This window comes from Streptomyces smaragdinus (assembly GCF_009604385.1).
In the GTDB taxonomy this organism is placed as follows: Bacteria; Actinomycetota; Actinomycetes; order Streptomycetales; family Streptomycetaceae; genus Streptomyces; species Streptomyces smaragdinus.
Genome location: NZ_WEGJ01000015.1, coordinates 43,999 through 61,567 on the forward strand (window position 1 = coordinate 43,999; position 17,569 = coordinate 61,567).

Sequence of the window (17,569 nt, forward strand, 5' to 3'; positions counted from 1 at the left end):
ACACCGCCGGTGGGCTTGTTCAACGCGTTCGACAGGGGGCCGTGCGGTGATCCTCGCCCTGATCGTTTTCGTCATGCTCGCCACTCTGGCCGCGCTCGGGCTGGTCGCGTGCTCGCGCCGTGAGCCGTCCCGTCACCTGCTCCCCGCGGTGCGCACGGTGGCCGTGCTCGGCGTCGCCGTGGTGTACGTCGTCTGGCTGTTCACCCTCGGGGGTGGGCGGTGAGCCTGAACCTGGGACATCCGGCCGTCACCCTCGGCGGCGTCACCCTCGGCACGATCATCGTCGCCCTGACGGTGCAACGGTGGTGGAAGAAGGGCGGCGGCAAGGGCGGCACCCCGTCGTGGAAAGAGCTGCTGCCGTTCGTGTTCGCCCTCTGCTACGGCATGCTCGCCGTCCTCGCCTCCCCCGGCGTGAGCTTCATGGGCGTCGTCTCCCGCGCCGGCCTGTGGGGCGGCAACCAGCTCGGATACGGCTACCTCGTCTGGGGCCTCGGCGGCACCTCCCCCGGGGTCACGCGCGCCTCGGCCGTGGTGCTGACGCCCGGCGGGTACGCGGTGTACGGGATCTGGACGGCGCTGCTCGTCGGACAGCACCTGTGGTCGAAGCGCATGCCACGACTTCAGACGGCGTTCGGGGCGGTCGCCGGGATCCTCCTCGGGCTGTCCGCGGGGATCGCCGGTATCGCCGCCGTACCCCTCGCCTCGGCCGTGAACGCGCTGGGGTCCTGGTACGCGGGGGTGGTCCAGTGACCGGGCGCAGGCTGGTCGACGGGGCCTCGGTCATGGCGCGCCAGGCCGTACGGGCGCTGTGGCCGGGGGAGTGGGGCGAGGCGTTGGCCCGCTGGTTCATCCTCGCCCTGGCGGGGGCATTCGTCGGGACGGCAGTCGCGCTGCACCCGCGCCTGTGGGCGGTGGTGGCTGCGGCCGTGCTCGCCCGCGCGTATGCCGCCGGCCGCCGCGCCGCGGTGGTCGACGAGACAGCGGAGGAGACGTACGAGGAGTACGAGGCTGACCCGGTGGACGTCGTGGCCGTGGTGTGGAACCTGATCGGCCAGAGCAAGGGCGTCCACCTCGCCACCGTCGCCCAGGCCCTCACCGACGCGGGCTCGGGCGAGGTGTGGTCGACGGTCGACGTGCGCCAGCTGCTCGACGACGCCGGGGTCCCCGTACGGCACTCCGTACGCGCTACCGGCATGGGGGTGGCGGTGGGGGTCCACCGTGACGACCTCCCGCCGCTCCCCTCCCCCACCCCTTCCGAGGCGCCCTGTAGCGGTGTAGCCGCGCAGGTCACAGCCGCTACAGCTACAGCTACACCCGCCGTCGAGGAGATCGGGGGAGGGGCCGCGCTGATCGTGACCCCGTCCGGTCCGCGGCGCCGGCAGGGGGTGAACGGACGATGATCCGTCGACTGTTCGCGGCGCTCCTGGCCGCCAACGGGAACAAGTGGGAGTCGGTGTACTGCGCCGAGTGCGGGTGGTGGCACGCGCCGCCCAAGTGCTGACCTCGTGATGATGCTCCCGAGCGCGAACAGGTGCGCTCGGGAGCATCGCCGTATCGGGAGTTGATCAGCCCTGTGATTCGCGCGGAGAGAGAGGCGGAGAGGTGGGCGCGGGGTCGTCCGGCGACCCTCCCAAAAAACGAGCCCCGGTCATCCGCCACGGGGGGAGCGGACAACCAGGGCCCACCGGACCCTCACGTGTTCGCCGTCGGGTCCGGCACCCACCCCGACCAAAGGGCAGGAGAATATGCTGCCCGCCGCCGAGGCAGAGCTGGAGAACCGGCGGCGGGCCCTTCCGCCCCGCCGCACGGAGGCGGCGACGAGGCGGGACCATGCCCCGTCTCCTGCCCGTACCCGGCGGCTAGGGCTCTGCGGGCCGGCCGCCACAGGACGGCGACGCGGGCAGGAGACGGGAGTCCTATCTCGGATCGGCCGACACCGGCTCCTCCTGGCCGTCCTCGTCGGCCTCGGGCTCGGCGGGCGGCGCCTCGAGCATCCGGCGCATCGCCTCCAGGCGCAGCTCCAGCTCCAGCGCGCTCGTCACCGGGCCCTCCTACCCGACCGGCGCCAGCCCCACGGGAGGAGCAGCACCATCACCGGAGTCCACCAGCGCCACGGCCTCACCGCGCACACCCCTGCCCGCGGGCCGCGTGGGCGGCGCGGGCTTGTTCGTAGGCGGTGCGCTGCTCGGCCGTGGCCGGCTTCATGTGGCGCGGCCGGACGGTCATCTCGTAGGAGACGAACCGCACCCGGTACATGTCGCCGCCCAGATCCATGATGACCTTGCCCGTGCCCTCGGGATCGGAGACGACGTAAGTTCCGACTTTCACCCGGCCGATGTCCATCAGGGGGTCCTCCCCACCTGGTGGCGGGGGCACTGGCACGGCGGCCAGGCGGAGGAGATGTCAGGGATACACGCCTCGGGCCGGATCTCCCGGGTCGGTCCCCAGGTGCGCCCGGAATCCCGGGACACGCGCAGAGTGAGTAAGGGCCGTTGAGGCTCGGTGGCGTCCACGGCCCGCAGAGAGTGAGTCGCCATGGTGAGGACCGTAGGGACGGTGCGGACGGGGCCTCAACGAACGTGCACGAACTTGCACACGGGCTCAGGCAAGGGCGCCGATGGCGGCCGTGATCAGCGCCCGTGCCCGCGACCCGTACACCGCGACCTGTGACAGATTCGCGAACGATCGTGCGTATTCCTCGATCTCCCGGGGCTGTGTGACCGTGAGGTGCGCGGACACGAGCTCGGCGTTCACCTGGGCGTCGTCGTACAGCGTGAACGACTCCACGGGCCACGCCGCGCCGCGCGAGATGCCCAGAGGGATGACACCGAGGCTGACCGCGGGCAGCGACGCTACGGCTATCAGGTGCCCGAGCTGGCCGGCCATCACCTCCGTGTCGCCGATGATGGTCCGCAGCACCCACTCTTCGATCAGCATGGCGAAGCGGTGGTTCCCGGACCGCAGCACGCGTTGGCGCTCCATGCGCACCGCGACCGCGGCGGCAACGTCGTCGGGGACGTCGCGCAGCTCGGCGACGGTGTTCAACACCGCCTCGGTGTACGCCTCGGTCTGCAACAGGCCAGGGATCACCCACGACTGGTAGACGCGGAACACGCGGGTGCGCTCGAACAGCGGGGCCACCGACTCCTGTACCTGCTTGAGGCCAGCGCGCTCCATGCGGCGCCACTCGACATACATGCCCTCGATGCCGCGGGCCGTGGCGATCAGGTCCGCCGTCTGGTCCTGGGCGTCGCAGTGCAGCGTCCAGGCGCGAAGGTCGGCGTCCGACGGCGGGGTGCGGCCGTGTTCGAGGCGGGAGCACTTGGACTCGTGCCAGCCTGCCCGCCGGGCCAGTTCGCGGGCCGTCAATCCAGCGTCCTTCCGGATCTCGCGCAGACGCTGCCCGAGGGCGTGCCGGGCTTGCTGGACGCTGGACGACGGCGACGACAACGCGGGGCCGCGGGCTCAGACGGGCCGGTAGGCGTCGTGCGGTACGGCACGCTCCCACACCGCCTCGAACGCGGACGCGCACAGCTTGACGACGGCGGGCTCGGTACGGATCTCCTCGTCATTCGGGGCCAACTCCCCGTCGCCCGCGAAGTGCAGGAACATCACGGTATGGTCGTCGAACAGCCAGAAGTCGTTCCCAGGCAGCGCGAGATCCGAGGCGCGCCGGCGCGGTAGCCAACGCACCTGTTCGCCCGCGTCGATGTTCCCGGCCGTGACGTCGTACTCGTACCGGACGTAGTCGCTCACGGGTTCGGAGACGACGCGTGCACGCCGTACCTGTACGCCGCGGGCGTCGAGTTCAGCGACCAGGGCGAGCCAGGGTCGCAGCTGCGGGTTCCGGTCGGCGGGGTCCTCCTGGACGCCGTTCTGCCAGGCCCGGAACCGGGGGTCTGAGCGCATGTATCCGTCGCGTGTCTCCAGGTGGACGGCGGATCGCTCGCAGGCCCGGAGACGGTCAGCCAGCGTCGGTTCCGGCACTGCCTACCTCCGGGAAGAACTGCATCATGCGCTTGGGGAACTCGATCACGGTCTCATGGTCGGGGAGGTCGAGTCGGCCGAGGCGTTCGGCGTCGGTAACCTTCCATCCCTGGAGTACGTAGTTGTCGGTCTCGTCGTCGTAGTACACGGTCGGAGACTTGCCGTCCGGGCTGTTGGGGTCCTTGCCCAGCATGTGCAGTGCCATGAGTGGCCTCCTTCGCCGTAGTGGACGAACGCTGTGTCCAGGCTTGCGCGGCGGGACGTCCGGGCACCAGAAGTGTGCGCGAACTTGCACGCACCGTAGCGCCATCCGGGGCCGGCCAGAAGAGCGCGCACGGAAGCGCCCGGCGCCCCCGCGGGGGAGACGCCGAGGTTGTGTCTCCCATGGGAGACAACGGCAAGCGCCCGGCGCCCCCGCGGGGAGGCACCGGGCGCCGGACGTCGTATGACGGGCTACGGGAACGTCACGTGTCCGTCCTCCACCAGCCGACGGGCCAGGGCAAGTACCTCGTCCCGCCGGCCGCCGAGAATCAGTCGCGCCCGACGGGTGGCCTCGGCCACGTTGTACGCGTCCGCGGCCGTCGCCCGCGCAAGCAGTTGCTCATCCCTGCCGCTGCCACGCGCCCCGTTCGGGAACACCACCGCCCGGAACTCCCCCACCCACACCCGCGGCGCCACGGCGATGACAGCCGTCGCTTTCCGCGACGTCGTCTCGAACGAGGTGGAGCCCGATCCATCCTCGGTGATGCTGATCTCGGCCACGTGCACACCCAGCGCCCGCGCGGCCACCGCGTGAGCCGCCTCGTGCTCGGCCGCCTCCTGGCGGATCAGGGCCTTGTCGATGCCGAGGGATCGACGCGTCCAGTCCGCAGTATCACCAGCGGGCAGCCGGCGCGTCTCACCGGATCGCAGTACCCCCGCGTTCAGGAGCGACGTCACCACGTCGTTGCCGAGGTCCCGCCACGCGTCGACCGCCCGCCGGTCCTCCACGGGCAACGCCGCGTACATCGACCAGCCGATCTGCTCCGAACCGCTCACCTCAACACCGCCCATCCCGTTGTTCCGTTCCGATGGGGCACGGGCGGGAGCCGGTGCGGGCCGTGACGTCTCCGGCCGCGCGCCGCCTCCCCGCTTCCGGGACATCTGCCGTACGGCGGTGCCCGAGCCCCGAGGCCACCTCACGCCGTCCGGCGACGCTCCGCGTACGCCAGGACGACAGACCGGTCCAGCACCCACCGGCCGCCCCTGCGGGCACCCATCCCGCCGGCCGCAAGCTGCCGTACCCGCCGCTCCGTGCACCCGAGCAGCACAGCCGCTTCACCTGTGGTGACCTCATGACCCGACGATGCCCCGACCTCGGGCACTTCCGTTTCCGCGCTTCCGTCTACGGCAACGGCCCGTGCCTCGTACTCCCGGGCCGCCCGCCGGATTGCCCGTCGCGTCTCGTCCAGCTCCGGGCCCATCCACGACGGCAGCGACCGCAGCACCGCGACGACGTTCGGGGAGGCCAAGACTCGGTCGAGGACGTGCGCGGACGCGCCCTGGACGAGCGCCCCACGCACATACCCGGCCGCCGTCGCCACGCCGTCACACGCCCATCGGGGAACGTCGCCGCAGGAGCAACTGGCGGCGCCGGTTGACGTGCTCGACACCCGCGCGGGCACGCTCCCGCGCTGTCCTGCGCAGCCGGGTAAGCGCGAGATGTTCCTGTACCCGCTCGGCCACCCACGCGGCCCGCTGCTGCGAGAACTGCGAGCCTGCCGGTACACCCCACTCCGCGGGGAACACGCCGGCCGCCCGCTCTTCGTCGGCGAGCTCCACTGTCACCTTGTCCATCTGCCTCTCCTTCATCATGATCATTCGTTGGATTCGTTCCGGGGGGAGAAAAAAAACAGGTGGGCGCGGGGTCGAGAAGGGCCCCGCTCTAAAGATCACGTCGCGGCGTCTGCGAGTTCGGCGATGACGTCGGCGTGGCGGGGCTTGTCGAGGGGGCACCAGCAGGCCAGGCGCCGGCCGCGCAGACCCTGGGCCAGGGCGAGTAGCCCGGGGTTGGCCGTGAGGTGGTCGCGGTATCGCTGGAGGGATTCGGCGAGGGTGTGAACGGCGCCGTCGCAGCGTCGGCAGGGCTTGCCGACGGGGTGGGGGTTGGCGAGGGGTGAGCGGCGTAGGCCGGGTGCTTGGCGGCCGACGTAGACGGCGGCGGCGGGGATGCGGCCGTGGTACAGGTCGCCCTCGACTCGTACGCGGGTCGTGGTCATGGCTTGTGTCTCCGTCCGTGTGTGGGTGTGGCGCGCGGTGGGCTCGGGAACCGGGTGCGCGTGAGAACTACGGGTGTAGTGGTCAGAGGATGAGCCCTGGCGGCGGGTTGTTGACGGGCAGGGCGAGGACGGCGGCATGGAGTTCCCACCAGGGGCGGCGGTGCCGGTCGCACAGGGTGTAGAGCGTGAGGGCAGGCCAGTTACCACCGACGAGAACGACAGCGATGGTGGCCTTGGCCCAGCACTTGGGGCAGGTGTCTTTGTCGTGGCGGCCGAGGATGGCGTCGTCGTCCGGGCAATCGCACCACGCGCACGGGCGCGAGCCGGTGGGCAAGGGGTCGATGCGGAAGGCTGGTTGTCCCATGTCGCGTGATGTGGCAGCGGCCTGGTCTACGAGGGCGACGGCGGCCGGGGACAGGCGGGGCTTCCGGTTCGGGTTGCTCATGATGCCTCCACGGCGGAGCGGTTCGTACGGTCCTCGGATCGGTCCCGGCGTAGTCCGGTAGGGCTGAGAGGGTCGATGCAGTCCGTGTGTTGGTTCACGCCCGGGCGGGCGGTACTGCGGTTCAGAGGTTCACCGCATACGTCGCAGGTGGGCCCTGTGTGCCCTGAGTGGTCCCGTGGTCCCCTCCCTAGAGAGGAGGAGGGGACCACCGCTCCGGGAGCACTGGTCCGGGAGCGGTCCTGAAACGGTCCGGGACCGGTCTGATCTGCGGTTTCCTGTGATGCGGTCCCGGAGTTCCGGACCGGTTGCGTTGAAGGCGGCGCGGACCGGTCTGCGGACCGGTTCTTGCGGATGCGTGCCGCCTCGTTGAGCTTCTCGTTGCTGGCCTTGAAGGCGAGCCTCTGGCACTCCTCGGCCAGGCGCCGGCGGCCGTACTCCACGGGGACGTTGGCGTTGTCGAGTTGCTGCACGATCCATTCGACGCTGCCCTCGGCGAGGGGCCGTTCCGTGGGCGGGATGAGGTCGAGGGACTCCAGTACGAGGGATGTGACGGGGCGGCCGTCGGGCTTGGCCTCGCCGTGGATGGCGATCGACTTCAGCATGAACTGAAGGTCGCCGTCCTCGGCCTCGTCCTTCTGCTTCCCGGACTTGACCGTCAGGACGGTGTTGGAGAGCGGCTCGCCCTTCTTTGTAATCTTGATCTCGGACTGAAGGGCGCCCTTTACCGAGCTGGATCCGCGGCCGTGGTCGCCCGCGTGGCCGGTGTGGTGGATGACGGCGACGCAGGCCCCGGTGGACGTACGGAGCGCGTCGAGGCGGTCGACGACGAGGCCCATTTCCTTGGCTGAGTTCTCTTCGATGCCGACGGAGACGCGGGCCTGTGTGTCGACGCCGATGAGGACGGGCTTGATCTCCTTCATGACCTCTATCAGCACGTCCCATTCGGGGCTCATGGCCTGGACGGGGCGGGTCAGGAAGAGGACGTTCGTCATCCTGAGCCCGTGGTGCTGTTCCCAGGCGCGGACGCGTTTGCGGATGCCCTGTTCGCCCTCGGCGACGAGGTAGACGACGGTGCCTTGCCGTACGTAGTGGCCGTGCCACCTCATGCCGGTGCCGACGTGACCGCACATGTCGAGCAGGACGAACGACTTGAAGGTGCCCGACGGGCCGACGAGGCGGGCGAGGGTGTTGACGGCGAGGAGGTCACCGACGAGCGGTTCAAGGTCGGGAATCTTGTCGAGGGCGTCGGTGTCGAGGAGTTCGGCGCGTAGCGCCTCGACACGGGCCCGAAAGTAGTCTTCGGACGACGTGGTTTCGGCGTCCAGTGCGGGCGGCTCGGTGCCCGTGGCCTCCACCGGTGGCGCGATGAGGTCCGCCGGTTCAGGAAATCGGGCGTCCAAGTCACGTACCTTCTTCTGGACCTCGTCAGGGGTGACCTGAGCTATGGCCCAGGCGAGCATCCCGGAGAACTCGGCGCGGGCCTGCGTGGGGCTCGACACGCGGTCGCTGCCCGTTCTGGGAGTGCGCATGGCGGTGCTGAATATCGAGTGCAGCTCGTTCGCGGCGGTGCGCGCGGGGTACTGGCCGGCGGCGGCCTCCCGAGCCACGTCGGCGAGCACGCGGACGGTTGCTTGGTGGCGGGAGTCCCCGTCTGCGTACGCCTTGTTCAGCCGCTTGACGGCAGCCCCCAGCAGGAAGGGCCGTGCCGCCTCGGTGTGCTGGTCGAGGAACGCCTCCACTTCGGCATCGGTGGCCGCGTCGTTGGTGTCGCCGGTGTCGTCCAGCAGCTCGGCCACGACGTCGGGGAGGACGGGAAGGATCCCGGTTGCCTGCCACGCGTAGCGGGCCCCGGCGTCCGCGTCCTCGTGCTGGGACGGGGCGGCGATGATGACGCCGTTGCGCCCGCGGATCTCCCCCCACTTTCCGCCGAGCTTTCCCGTGCCGTTGCCGAGGCGGCGGCCGGGGGGCTGGACGAACAGGTAGTGGCCGCGGCCCGGGATGGGGCGGCTGGACTGGTGGGGTGCTCCGGTCCCGTTGAGGACGTCGGCGAGAAGTTCGGGGAGCCGTTCAGGGGTGTCGACGTCGAACGCGACGGCACCGGAACGGCCGACGTGCAGGGCCAGGCCGTGACTGGTGCCAGCGAACCACAGAGCGATCTGTTCGGGGTCGCGGCTGGACTTCTCCTGCCACCGGTCTTTGACCACGCTCCCGGGGTGCTTGCTGCCTCGGCGGACGGGGAGGACGTACCAGCCGGCGGCGGTGTACTTGAAGGCTGCGGACATGACGTCGTCTTCGTCGCTGATCTCGGGGACGTACAGGTTCACGGAGTGCCGTCCTCGGTTCGGTCGGCGGCGAATCGGGTGCGGAGTTCCCACAGCTGCCAGCCCTGGCCGGCCCTGAGACGGATCTCTGCCAGGAGTTCGCGGCGGGTCATCCCGAACGGGTTGAGCCACGGGTTGGGGGAGAGCCGGAAGCCCCGCCCGCACGTAGGCGGGCGGGAGCTGCCGGTTGTGGTGCGGTTGGTCACGCGCGGGCCTGGGGCGTGCGGTCGCGGATCTCGGCCCCGACGAGATCGACCCAGCCCTGCATCCCCTGGACGGTCCTCATCGGGTTGTCACCGGTCTCCACCGCGATGCCCAGGGCAGTGATGGCGAGAGCGAACGCGGCCTGCGACCACTGCTCGCGCTTGGACTCCACCGCGTCCAGCGGCACGCCGTCGGCGGTGGGGTTGAGCTGGTCGGCGAGTTGCCGGCGCTGGGCCCGCAGCCGGATCGCGCGGTCGGTGGCCTCGGCAATCTCGGCGTCGAGCCGGGCGAGGCGGCCGGTGGTGGCCCAGGTGGGGTTGTTGGTGTGCCAGAGGTTCAGGGCCTCGGGGAGCCGGTTGAGGGCGTCCGCGGGCGACCAGGCGGCGGGCACGAGGTAGGAGAGGCTGCCGGGGCCGTTGGCGGCCTTGATGACGGGCTCGGTGATGCGCGGCCCGTTGGTGATCTCGAGCAGCACGCCGTTGTGGCAGCACGCGGTGTGCAGCGGTCCGTAGTCCCGGTCCGGGGTGTGCTGCTTGTGCTTGACCGAGTTGGCGGGCTTCGGCTCAACGACCTGAGGGGGCGCGGGGGTGAGCGCGGCGATGCCATCCAGGCCGGGCGTGCGCCGGCGGGTGTCAGCGTCGGCCAGCTGCTCGCAGAGCGGGACAGCGGGCACGATCTCGGCGGCCTGTGCGATGCTGTTCAAGACGTTCTCCTTCATGGAGACGAGGGGCCCGGGATCTTCGCTGGCAGGCGACCCGGGCTCTCGTCGTTGGACGGACGTTGCGAGGGGCTGTCTGGCGGCGTTCCAGCGCCGTCAGACGGCTTCCAATAGGGACACGAGTGATGCGGTGATGACGACGTAGCGGCGGCCGAACGAGAGCGTTCGTACGGGCGCATCGCCTCGTTTGATCAACTCGTACAGCTGGGACTTGCTGCACCCGAGCGCGGTCGCGGCCTCGGGCACGGAGATCGTGGCTGGCCACTTTCGGACCTCGGCCAGAGTCGGAGACAGGCTGGCCTTCACGCGGTACCCACCGAGAACCCGCACTGGGCGAGGAACTGACGGGTGCGGACGCGTACAGCACGGCCGGTGCGAACCACGGGCCACTCACCGCGCTGCGCTGCCGCATACCCGGTCCGCCTTGCTACCCCCGCGATGCGAGCCGCGTCGGGCACGGTGATCGTTGGGAACTCGTCCGGGTCTGGGAGCCTCCGCCCATGCAGACCCTTTGCATCGATCGTTCGATCAGAATGATTCGTCACGACATCAAGAATGACTGGCGCAGGATTGAGCGTCAAGTGCATCAGGTGCACCTTGTGCATGCATCAAGATGATGCGATGCTGCCGTGTGTGGCGGAGAAGCAGAAGATGACCACTGGCCCTGCCGGCGAAGTACTTCGGCAGAACATCAAGAACTTCCGAGAAGGGAAACGGATCACCTTCGCGGAGCTATCGACGCGGCTGGCCGACCTCGGCCGGCCAATCCCTGTGCTGGGATTGCGCCGCATCGAACGAGGTGAGCGACGTGTCGACGTTGACGACCTGATCGCATTGTCGTTGGCCCTCAATGCAAGTCCTGGACGTCTACTGCTCCCCCCCGGTGAGCCGCAGGAAGACCGTCAAGACGGGCGTCAGCACTGGATGCCTCTTACCGAGACGGTAGAGGTGCCCTGGGAGACCGCTTGGCGGTGGATGCACGGCGAGTATCCACCGGAGGACGTAAGCGCACGGGAGGTTCGCGAGTTCAGGGCGGAGAACCGTCCCTACGAGGACCCAGACCCCGCCAGAGAGGTGGGCGAGATGCTGCGAACTCGAATCGATGGTCCATGGGAACTGTCGGCGAGCGGAGATGGCGAGAGCTACGCCGCCCAACTCGTTCGCCACGCGAAGCGCGAAGGTTGATCAAGAGAGGAGGTGTCGGATGGCCGATCCGATCAAGAAGGTCACCCTGCGGGGTGGTCAGGTCCGGTATCGGTTCGTCGTTGACGTCGGCTACGTCCCGAAGAAGGACAAGACGACCGGCGACGTGATCACCGACCCGGAGACAGGTAAGCCGGTGATGCAGCGCAAGCAGCTCACCGTCACCAAGGACACCAAGAAGGAGGCCCGCGCCGAGTACGCCCGGATCCAGCACCAGAAGGACATGGGCACGTTCATCCTCCCCGTGAAGACGACCGTCGCCGAGTGGATCGAGGTGTGGCTGAAGACGGCCACCCGGGACGTCGAGGCGTCGACCGCGGCCAGCTACCGGCACGCCATGGAGTACGTACGCGTGCACCTGGGCGACAAGCAGCTGCAGCAGCTCACCGAGGAAGACATCGAATCGCTCATTGACTGGATGCTCACCTCGGCCAGGCGCCGCGGCGGCAAGCCCGGCACCGGGGTCGGGCTGCGCTCCGTACAGCTCACCCTCGGCCGTCTGCGGGCCGCTCTCAACCTGGCGATCCGCCGGCACCTCGTCGTGCGGAACGTCGCCGAGCACGTCACTATCCCGCGCCAGGCCCGGGACGCCGCCAAGGCGACCGCCAAGGCCCGGACCCCGTGGGGCGAGGACGAGGTGAAGGTGTTCCTCACCCACGTGGCGAACGATCGGCTGTACGCCGTGATGCTGCTGTCCCTGATCGGCCTGCGGCCAGCCGAGGTCTGCGGGCTGCGGTGGGATGACGTCGACCTGGACGCGGGCACGATCTCGGTGGAGACGACGCGCACGCTCGTCGAGGGCGTCGTCATCGAGAAGGACGCCAAGAGCGCCGCCGGGGAGCGCACGCTGCCTCTGCCGGCGGTGGTCCTGGCCGCGTTGAAGGCGTTCCGCAAGAGGCAGGCCGCGGAGAGGCTGCGGGCCGGTGAGGGCTACGAGCTGTCGGGCCGCGTGGTGGTCGACGAGCTCGGGCGGGAGGTGAAGACGGATTGGCTGCGCCGTCGGGCGTACGAGCGGATGCAGTCGGCCGGCGTACGCAAGGTGCGGTTGTACGACGCGCGGCACGCGTGCCTCAGCTGGATGGCGAACAACGGCGTTCCGGACACGGTGGTGTCGGCTTGGGCGGGTCACGCGGATCTCGGCTTCACGAAGCGGATCTACGTGCACCCCGATCCGCAGTCGTTGAAGGCGGGTTCGGACAAGCTTGCCGAGCTGCTCGGATAGGCGTGATCAACAGGCGATTGTGAGAAATTGTGAGACGCAGGCCCTCGGGGCATGAGAAAGGCCCCGACCCACCGTAGTGAATTCAGGGCCTCTGACCTGGGCTTAAGCCCGTTTCGGTCTGGCGCGCTCGGCAGGATTCGAACCTGCAACCTCTTGATCCGTAGTCAAGTGCTCTATCCGTTAAGCTACGAGCGCTTCACGTCCCGGCTTCGTAGCCGGTCGGTGTTGCGGGAACAACATTACATGACCTGCGGCCGGAGGCGAAATCCGATTAGTACAGGCCGCCTGAGCTGGGAAAACGTCCCCGGGCGGGGTCCGGGGACGACGGCGCGGGCCGGGTGAGCCGGGGCTTCGGGGCGGCCGGGCCGAGTGGCTGGATCGCGGTCGGGTGTGGAGCGGCTGCGGCTCACGAAAGGGCGGGTGTCGGCCTCCACGACCACGTCCGGCGGCACGAACACGAGCATCGCCTCGCGAGCCCGGATGTCCCACCCCGCGCCAAGCACGAGATCAGCTCCCTCGCCAGCAGCCTCGGCCCCCTCGCCACTCGCGCAGCGATCCCAGCCCGCCCTCCCCGAGGTCGAACGCGCCCACCGTGCGTACGACGCCTCCGGTGCACCCCTCCCGTGCACGCTCACGCCTCGGGGTCGGCCGGCATACGGCGAAGAAGACCAAACCCCTTTGTTGGGACGGATGTTCTAGTATCACCTCAGATCAGTTGACTTCCGCAGCACCTTCCACCCGAAGGGACACGGCGATGACAACCCCGACCCCCGGCCCCACCCCGACGCCGGGCCTCACACCCTCACCGCCGAAGAACTCCCCGGATCCGACACCGGCCCCCACCCCGTCTCCGAGCCCGCAAGCCCCTCCGTTCCCGCGCCCGCCGTGGGGATTTCCGCCGGACATCGAGGTCTCGGAGGCCTGGTTGAAGACCCGGGCGGACTGCTGCGACAACGCCGGCGATGCACTGCGCCGCACGCTGCCGGAAGCGTCGGACGCGTTCGCGGAACTCAAGCAGGCGGCCCCCGGCTGGTCGTTCACGGGCAGCGTTCCGCAGATGCAGCAGCGCTGGGAGGCGTTGAACAAGTACCTGCGCAGTCAGCTGACGCAGGGCGCCGAATCATTTCGGCTGAGCGCGGGGGAGTACCACGGGATCGACATCAAAGCCGCGCTAGGAATTGCCCGTACATCCGGCGGAAATTGATCGGGGATGGCACATGATTACGGTGACGCAGTTACGTCAGCTGAACGTGTACGCCTTCGAAAGCTTCGCCGAGGCCTGGTCCCGGATAGACCGCAACGTCCAGTCCTTACGTACGGACTTCACTGAGGATGTGCTGGACGAGTTACGGCGCGACAAGTGGCGCGGAGAAGGCGGAAAGGCGGCCGAGGAATACGCGCAGAAGATGGTCGCCGAGATAGACGCGCTGGACACGGAGATCAAGAGCGTACGCCGCTTCCTGGACGAAACAGCAGACGGCGGCGAGGGCCGCGGAGGCATGAAGGGCCTGGTAGGACTACAACGAGACCTGGGCCTGCTGACGCAGGAAATCCTCGAGAACGACTTGCACCTCGCCGATAACGGTGACGTGACATGGACAAACACTCAGGTGTCGAACGACCCGTCGCCGGCCCAATTCCGCATCGCGGAGGAACGCTCGAAAATGGCGCAGCGCCTGAGTGAAGAAGTTAAGAAAGTCCTGTCGAAAGCCACAGAGGTGGATAAAACGCTCACATATTCCCTCAAGGTGATCTTCGGCACGGTCGACAACTTCGACACCGAAGACCGCAAGCATGGCGTGGAGTCGCCGGACTGGCACGACCGGTGGGTAAAGATGCAGCTCATGGCCGTGGTCCTGTGGCTGGACAACTCGGGTAAATCCAACGCGGCCGGCTACCTCAAGGCCTACCTCGACGGCGAGGGAAAGCCTCGCAACGCCGACGTCAACCAGATGCTGGCTGACATGCCGGCGTTCCGCAGGGACGTCGACACCACGCTCAAGGACGTCCGCAAGGGTCCGAACGGAGTCTTCACCACAGAATGGGGTGATTCCGCACCGAACCTGACGGAAGGACCGAAGAGCCTGGACTGGTACTACGCGTTCAACAACTTCGAGTATCGACTGGTGGGTACCAAGAACGGCGACGAGATCGAATACCAGGTCGAGGTCAGAAAGCGCTACGACTGGGGAATTCCGAGCGAACACAGGCGTAACCCCGAAGGGGCCGGAATCAACCTGGAGCAGGCAGACATCGCCCATCTCAACCGTACGGGACTGGCCAGGGATTTCGACGTCTCGGGCCGTTCCGGGCCCATCACGGTACGCAACTGAGCCCCCGGACGGAGGAACATAATTGAGGCCCGCAAGAATACTACTCTGGGGTTGTTTCACCATCGTCGTGGTGCTCATCGTACTGGTCGTGGTCTGGTTCTTCGCACTCGGAGATTCACTGGACAACCCCGAGGAATCGGGCGGTTGGGTCGGCGTGCTCAAGCCCCTGGAAACGAAAGTCGGATGAAACGCCGAGAGGGCAACGGGATTCGCCCATGGGAGAAAATCGCCTTCGGCGTCGCGATCGCCGTCGCTCTCCTGATCGCCCTGATCACCGTGCTGGCCTACGTGGGGGTTGACACTCCGCCACCGGCAAAATGAGGGCCGTTTTGGGTGAATGAATCGCCGCCGGTCAGTGGCGGTAGCGTGGGTGGCCGGTGGGTCAGGCGGCGAAGGCCATGCGGATGTACCCTCGTCGACCGCCGCTCAGGAGCCCCCGAGCGTCCGCACCATCGTGGCGTAGAGCGGGGCGTCCGGGAACGGGCGCTGGTCGCCAGCGTTCGTGTACGACCAGCTTTCGTACAGCTGTTTGACTTTCGGGTGTGTCGGGTCCACCAGGAGCGTTACGCGCTGCTCCGGGCGGCCGGTCAGCAGCTCCTCGTGGATACGGTGGGCGAGGCCCGTGCCACGCCAGGGGCGGCGCACCATCAGTTCGAACAGGGCCAGGGTGCGCGTGCCGTCCTCGGCGGTGTACTCCTCCGGCATCGGCTTCAGCATTCCGGACCACCAGCGGGACCCTGCGGGAAGCGTGGAGGCGAAGGCGTATCCGGTGACCTCGCTCCCCTCGTACGCCAACACGGCCTCCCAGCCGGGGCGGGACGCGTAGCCCTCCAGGCGCTCCTCGAAGCGCTCGACGGAGTGGAACGGCGTCCTGAGCTCTTCGGCGTACACCTCGGCATAGACGGTGACGAGGGTCGGGCGGATCTCGGGGAAGCGGTCCTGGCCGTAGCGGACGAGTTCGGGAGTGGCGGGGGTCACGTGGCGGCTCCTGGGGTGGGGCGGGGCAGGTCTCGGGTGCGTTCGTTCCACTCGCGGGTGATCGCGGCGTCCGGCGCCTTCGCGTTCAGGGCCGAGGCGAAGGTGCCGAGGAGGCGGGGGACGCGGCCCGTGGGCTCGGTGCCGGGTGGGGGAATCACCCCGGCGGCCGTGACGGTCGCCTGTTCCAGGTCCCCCTGGTCGAGCTGCGCGAGGGCCAACTGCGCGGTGTAGTAGGCGCGGTTGCGGTGCTGGTCGGGGCTGAGCGCGGCGAGGCAGCGGTGGGCGTGGAATTCGGCCTCGTCGGCTCGCCCCAGCCGGTAGTGGGTGATGCCGGTCAGGCCGTGGAGTTCACCGAGCGTGAAGAAGCCCATGGAGGCGGGACGCGGCAGGTCGAGGTCCGCGCGATCGTACGCGGAGGCCGCCCTGTCGAGGGCTCGGAGGGCGCGGGTGTGATGACCGGCATCGGCGGTGGCGAGGGCCAGACGAGCATGCCCCAGGGAGGCGTACAGGGGGTCCCGGCGGTGGATCGAAGTGAGGATGGCCGCCTCGGCGGCGGCGATCCCATCCGCGTGATGGTCACGCTGGCGGGCAAGCATCGCGGCGAACTGCCATGTCTGGTGCTGGACCTGGCCGTCACCGGAGAGTCCGGCGAGAGGCAGGGCCTGCTCCATGTAGCGCTGGGCCGCGCCCAGGCGGCCGGAGTCCACGCACGCCCACATGGCTGCGGCAGTGAAGGCGGCGGCGAGGGAGTAGAGACGGCTGCGTACGCGGCTGGTGGCGTTCCCGCTCTGCTGGAGGGCGAGCGCGTACCGCGCTCCCCTGTTGGCCCTTTCCTCCAGGCTGGGACCGCCGCCCTGCCTGTCGTCCTCTTCGCCCAGTTCGGCAAGCCGTTCCCGCAGGCGCTGTACGTCGGTGATGCCCACCGTTGGGCGCGCAGCGGCGCCGGCAGTCGTGGTGGTGACCGCCAGAACGGTGCCAGTGCTCGCTGTTATGAAGGCGCGTCGGCGCACGGGGTCCTCCTGTGCTGCTCGAGTCGACGCCATCCCGCGGGCTCGTGGTACGAACCCGAGGCGGGTCGCCGGCTGTCCGGTGACGTTCTCCAGAGCCAGCCGCTGACGGGACTGTGGCCAGCGGTTCTCCCCCGATAACCAGCGGAACACCGTGCGTTCGCAGACCACGCCGCGTCGCCCCGTGAGCCGGGCCATGGCGTCGTTGACGAGTTCCGCCAGTTCGACGGCCGTGACCTGATGCCGGTTCATCCAGTCCGCGAGGGTCTGGTTCCTGCTCCGTGCCATGGGATCACCGTAGGCGCGCGGCGCTCGTCCGCGTGAGTAAAGGAGTGGTCAATTCGTCAGGGTTGGGGCTAGTACGACCTCGGGCTTCGTCATGCACCTGGACCCCCGGCAGCCGGTTAGTTGGTCGTGAGCACACGCAACACCCCCGAGGGGCAAGACGATGAGCACGACCGCTGCACACGTAGGGCCACAGCGCTATCAGGAGCGCTATCCGGCAACGCCGAAGGCTGCCACGCGGGCGCGGCGGGACATATCGCTGGCCCTGAAGTCCTGGGGGATGCCCCAGCTGATGGACGCCGCCGCGCAGATCATCACGGAGCTGGTGGCCAACGCGGTGGAGCACACCGACACGAACACCGTCGGAGCGTCCGTCGTCCGCACCGGCGAGGTATCCGCACGGATCGTCGTCACGGACACGTCCCGCACCGGACCCGCCCCCTGCGATCCGCGTGCCGAGGACGAACACGGGCGTGGCCTGATGCTCGTCGCCGCGCTGGCCCACGACTGGGGCAGCGAGCCGGTGCACGGCGGGAAGCGGGTGTGGGCCGAGCTTCGTGCGGACGGCGAGCAGTGAGAACACCCGGCATCGAGAACAACGAGAACAA

25 protein-coding genes and 1 tRNA gene are annotated in these 17,569 nt (G+C 68.9%); 9 read left to right on the top strand and 17 right to left on the bottom strand.

The features are described from left to right. Positions 1–73 precede the first annotated feature (73 nt). From SRB5_RS19620 to SRB5_RS19630, 3 genes are read left to right on the top strand one after another with little or no spacing between them, the layout of a single operon-like run. The gene (locus SRB5_RS19620) at positions 74–223 is read left to right on the top strand and encodes a hypothetical protein (RefSeq protein WP_153453794.1); all 150 of its coding nucleotides are present in this window, start codon (positions 74–76) and stop codon (positions 221–223) included. Next, complete coding sequence (locus tag SRB5_RS19625) at positions 220–750, top strand: hypothetical protein (protein ID WP_153453796.1); 531 nt, start codon at positions 220–222, stop codon at positions 748–750. The genes SRB5_RS19620 and SRB5_RS19625 overlap by 4 nt, the downstream gene beginning before the upstream one ends. Further along, positions 747–1,400: a hypothetical protein gene (locus SRB5_RS19630; RefSeq protein ID WP_153453798.1), complete on the top strand. Its 654-nt coding sequence runs from the start codon at positions 747–749 to the stop codon at positions 1,398–1,400. The genes SRB5_RS19625 and SRB5_RS19630 overlap by 4 nt, the downstream gene beginning before the upstream one ends. Before the next feature lie 516 nt (positions 1,401–1,916). On the opposite strand, the gene SRB5_RS37160 is transcribed toward SRB5_RS19630, so the two are convergent. The 14 genes from SRB5_RS37160 to SRB5_RS37535 all read right to left on the bottom strand — a co-directional run bounded on the left by SRB5_RS37160 (position 1,917) and on the right by SRB5_RS37535 (position 10,323). Then, a complete protein-coding gene (locus SRB5_RS37160; RefSeq protein ID WP_267132599.1) occupies positions 1,917–2,042 on the bottom strand; it encodes a hypothetical protein in 126 nt (41 codons plus the stop codon). Positions 2,043–2,118: 76 nt separating this feature from the next. Further along, the gene (locus SRB5_RS19635) at positions 2,119–2,343 is read right to left on the bottom strand and encodes a hypothetical protein (protein WP_153453800.1); all 225 of its coding nucleotides are present in this window, start codon (positions 2,341–2,343) and stop codon (positions 2,119–2,121) included. A gap of 258 nt (positions 2,344–2,601) precedes the next feature. Further along, entirely contained in the window at positions 2,602–3,450 is an 849-nt protein-coding gene (locus tag SRB5_RS19640; RefSeq protein ID WP_153453802.1) for a helix-turn-helix domain-containing protein, read from the bottom strand. 15 nt (positions 3,451–3,465) lie between these two features. Then, positions 3,466–3,987 carry a DUF6879 family protein gene (locus SRB5_RS19645; protein ID WP_323378162.1) on the bottom strand — a complete coding sequence of 174 codons (522 nt, stop codon included), beginning with the start codon at positions 3,985–3,987 and terminating at the stop codon, positions 3,466–3,468. Further along, positions 3,965–4,192 (bottom strand): hypothetical protein, encoded by a 228-nt coding sequence (locus SRB5_RS19650; RefSeq protein WP_153453804.1) that lies wholly within the window; start codon positions 4,190–4,192, stop codon positions 3,965–3,967. The genes SRB5_RS19645 and SRB5_RS19650 overlap by 23 nt, the downstream gene beginning before the upstream one ends. A gap of 248 nt (positions 4,193–4,440) precedes the next feature. After that, positions 4,441–5,040, bottom strand: coding sequence for a hypothetical protein (locus SRB5_RS19655; RefSeq protein WP_153453806.1), 600 nt, complete (start codon positions 5,038–5,040; stop codon positions 4,441–4,443). 125 nt (positions 5,041–5,165) lie between these two features. Beyond that, the gene (locus SRB5_RS19660) at positions 5,166–5,570 is read right to left on the bottom strand and encodes a helix-turn-helix domain-containing protein (RefSeq protein ID WP_153453808.1); all 405 of its coding nucleotides are present in this window, start codon (positions 5,568–5,570) and stop codon (positions 5,166–5,168) included. 4 nt (positions 5,571–5,574) lie between these two features. Beyond that, positions 5,575–5,823, bottom strand: a complete 249-nt coding sequence (locus SRB5_RS19665; RefSeq protein WP_153453810.1) for a hypothetical protein — start codon at positions 5,821–5,823, stop codon at positions 5,575–5,577. Between the two features lie 95 nt (positions 5,824–5,918). Further along, a complete protein-coding gene (locus SRB5_RS19670; RefSeq protein ID WP_153453812.1) occupies positions 5,919–6,245 on the bottom strand; it encodes a DUF4326 domain-containing protein in 327 nt (108 codons plus the stop codon). An 82-nt stretch (positions 6,246–6,327) separates the two neighbouring features. Continuing rightward, positions 6,328–6,690, bottom strand: a complete 363-nt coding sequence (locus SRB5_RS19675) for a hypothetical protein (protein WP_153453814.1) — start codon at positions 6,688–6,690, stop codon at positions 6,328–6,330. Further along, positions 6,687–9,014, bottom strand: coding sequence for an AAA family ATPase (locus SRB5_RS19680; protein WP_153453816.1), 2,328 nt, complete (start codon positions 9,012–9,014; stop codon positions 6,687–6,689). Before SRB5_RS19680 ends, SRB5_RS19675 begins: the two co-directional genes overlap by 4 nt. Continuing rightward, positions 9,011–9,217: a hypothetical protein gene (locus SRB5_RS19685; protein WP_153453817.1), complete on the bottom strand. Its 207-nt coding sequence runs from the start codon at positions 9,215–9,217 to the stop codon at positions 9,011–9,013. The genes SRB5_RS19680 and SRB5_RS19685 overlap by 4 nt, the downstream gene beginning before the upstream one ends. Then, on the bottom strand, positions 9,214–9,918 hold the full coding sequence (locus SRB5_RS19690; RefSeq protein ID WP_153453818.1) for a hypothetical protein: 705 nt from the start codon (positions 9,916–9,918) through the stop codon (positions 9,214–9,216). Before SRB5_RS19690 ends, SRB5_RS19685 begins: the two co-directional genes overlap by 4 nt. Before the next feature lie 111 nt (positions 9,919–10,029). Beyond that, positions 10,030–10,323, bottom strand: coding sequence for a helix-turn-helix transcriptional regulator (locus SRB5_RS37535; protein WP_323378163.1), 294 nt, complete (start codon positions 10,321–10,323; stop codon positions 10,030–10,032). Between the two features lie 243 nt (positions 10,324–10,566). Here SRB5_RS37535 and SRB5_RS19700 point away from each other — a divergent pair, with 243 nt between their 5' ends. Together SRB5_RS19700 and SRB5_RS19705 are read left to right on the top strand one after the other, a co-directional pair. Next, on the top strand, positions 10,567–11,118 hold the full coding sequence (locus SRB5_RS19700; protein WP_153453819.1) for a helix-turn-helix domain-containing protein: 552 nt from the start codon (positions 10,567–10,569) through the stop codon (positions 11,116–11,118). A gap of 19 nt (positions 11,119–11,137) precedes the next feature. Next, positions 11,138–12,358, top strand: a complete 1,221-nt coding sequence (locus tag SRB5_RS19705; RefSeq protein WP_153453820.1) for a site-specific integrase — start codon at positions 11,138–11,140, stop codon at positions 12,356–12,358. 119 nt (positions 12,359–12,477) lie between these two features. On the opposite strand, the gene SRB5_RS19710 is transcribed toward SRB5_RS19705, so the two are convergent. Further along, positions 12,478–12,553 (bottom strand) — tRNA-Arg (locus SRB5_RS19710). A 730-nt stretch (positions 12,554–13,283) separates the two neighbouring features. Here SRB5_RS19710 and SRB5_RS19715 point away from each other — a divergent pair. From SRB5_RS19715 to SRB5_RS19725, 3 genes are all read left to right on the top strand, one after another. Continuing rightward, positions 13,284–13,562: a hypothetical protein gene (locus tag SRB5_RS19715; protein WP_153453821.1), complete on the top strand. Its 279-nt coding sequence runs from the start codon at positions 13,284–13,286 to the stop codon at positions 13,560–13,562. 13 nt (positions 13,563–13,575) lie between these two features. Beyond that, entirely contained in the window at positions 13,576–14,691 is a 1,116-nt protein-coding gene (locus tag SRB5_RS19720; RefSeq protein WP_153453822.1) for a hypothetical protein, read from the top strand. A gap of 183 nt (positions 14,692–14,874) precedes the next feature. Further along, on the top strand, positions 14,875–15,012 hold the full coding sequence (locus SRB5_RS19725) for a hypothetical protein (RefSeq protein ID WP_153453823.1): 138 nt from the start codon (positions 14,875–14,877) through the stop codon (positions 15,010–15,012). A 105-nt stretch (positions 15,013–15,117) separates the two neighbouring features. Here SRB5_RS19725 and SRB5_RS19730 read toward each other — a convergent pair whose 3' ends face one another. Together SRB5_RS19730 and SRB5_RS19735 are read right to left on the bottom strand one after the other, a co-directional pair. Beyond that, entirely contained in the window at positions 15,118–15,669 is a 552-nt protein-coding gene (locus tag SRB5_RS19730) for an N-acetyltransferase (protein WP_194292965.1), read from the bottom strand. Next, on the bottom strand, positions 15,666–16,964 hold the full coding sequence (locus tag SRB5_RS19735; protein WP_194292966.1) for a Tat pathway signal protein: 1,299 nt from the start codon (positions 16,962–16,964) through the stop codon (positions 15,666–15,668). The genes SRB5_RS19730 and SRB5_RS19735 overlap by 4 nt, the downstream gene beginning before the upstream one ends. 160 nt (positions 16,965–17,124) lie before the next feature. Here SRB5_RS19735 and SRB5_RS19740 point away from each other — a divergent pair, with 160 nt between their 5' ends. Further along, complete coding sequence (locus SRB5_RS19740; protein ID WP_228390218.1) at positions 17,125–17,538, top strand: ATP-binding protein; 414 nt, start codon at positions 17,125–17,127, stop codon at positions 17,536–17,538. Positions 17,539–17,569: the final 31 nt, after the last annotated feature.

What these genes read in the sequence shown, in the direction of transcription:
- SRB5_RS19720 (WP_153453822.1), top strand. Translation starts at nt 13,576, where the DNA reads ATGATTACGGTGACGCAGTTACGTCAGCTGAACGTGTACGCCTTCGAA.
- SRB5_RS19620 (WP_153453794.1), top strand. Translation starts at nt 74, where the DNA reads ATGCTCGCCACTCTGGCCGCGCTCGGGCTGGTCGCGTGCTCGCGCCGT.
- SRB5_RS19735 (WP_194292966.1), bottom strand. Translation starts at nt 16,964, where the DNA reads ATGGCACGGAGCAGGAACCAGACCCTCGCGGACTGGATGAACCGGCAT.
- SRB5_RS19635 (WP_153453800.1), bottom strand. Translation starts at nt 2,343, where the DNA reads ATGGACATCGGCCGGGTGAAAGTCGGAACTTACGTCGTCTCCGATCCC.
- SRB5_RS19665 (WP_153453810.1), bottom strand. Translation starts at nt 5,823, where the DNA reads ATGGACAAGGTGACAGTGGAGCTCGCCGACGAAGAGCGGGCGGCCGGC.
- SRB5_RS19740 (WP_228390218.1), top strand. Translation starts at nt 17,125, where the DNA reads ATGAGCACGACCGCTGCACACGTAGGGCCACAGCGCTATCAGGAGCGC.
- SRB5_RS19705 (WP_153453820.1), top strand. Translation starts at nt 11,138, where the DNA reads ATGGCCGATCCGATCAAGAAGGTCACCCTGCGGGGTGGTCAGGTCCGG.
- SRB5_RS19655 (WP_153453806.1), bottom strand. Translation starts at nt 5,040, where the DNA reads ATGGGCGGTGTTGAGGTGAGCGGTTCGGAGCAGATCGGCTGGTCGATG.
- SRB5_RS19650 (WP_153453804.1), bottom strand. Translation starts at nt 4,192, where the DNA reads ATGGCACTGCACATGCTGGGCAAGGACCCCAACAGCCCGGACGGCAAG.
- SRB5_RS19675 (WP_153453814.1), bottom strand. Translation starts at nt 6,690, where the DNA reads ATGAGCAACCCGAACCGGAAGCCCCGCCTGTCCCCGGCCGCCGTCGCC.
- SRB5_RS19670 (WP_153453812.1), bottom strand. Translation starts at nt 6,245, where the DNA reads ATGACCACGACCCGCGTACGAGTCGAGGGCGACCTGTACCACGGCCGC.
- SRB5_RS19725 (WP_153453823.1), top strand. Translation starts at nt 14,875, where the DNA reads ATGAAACGCCGAGAGGGCAACGGGATTCGCCCATGGGAGAAAATCGCC.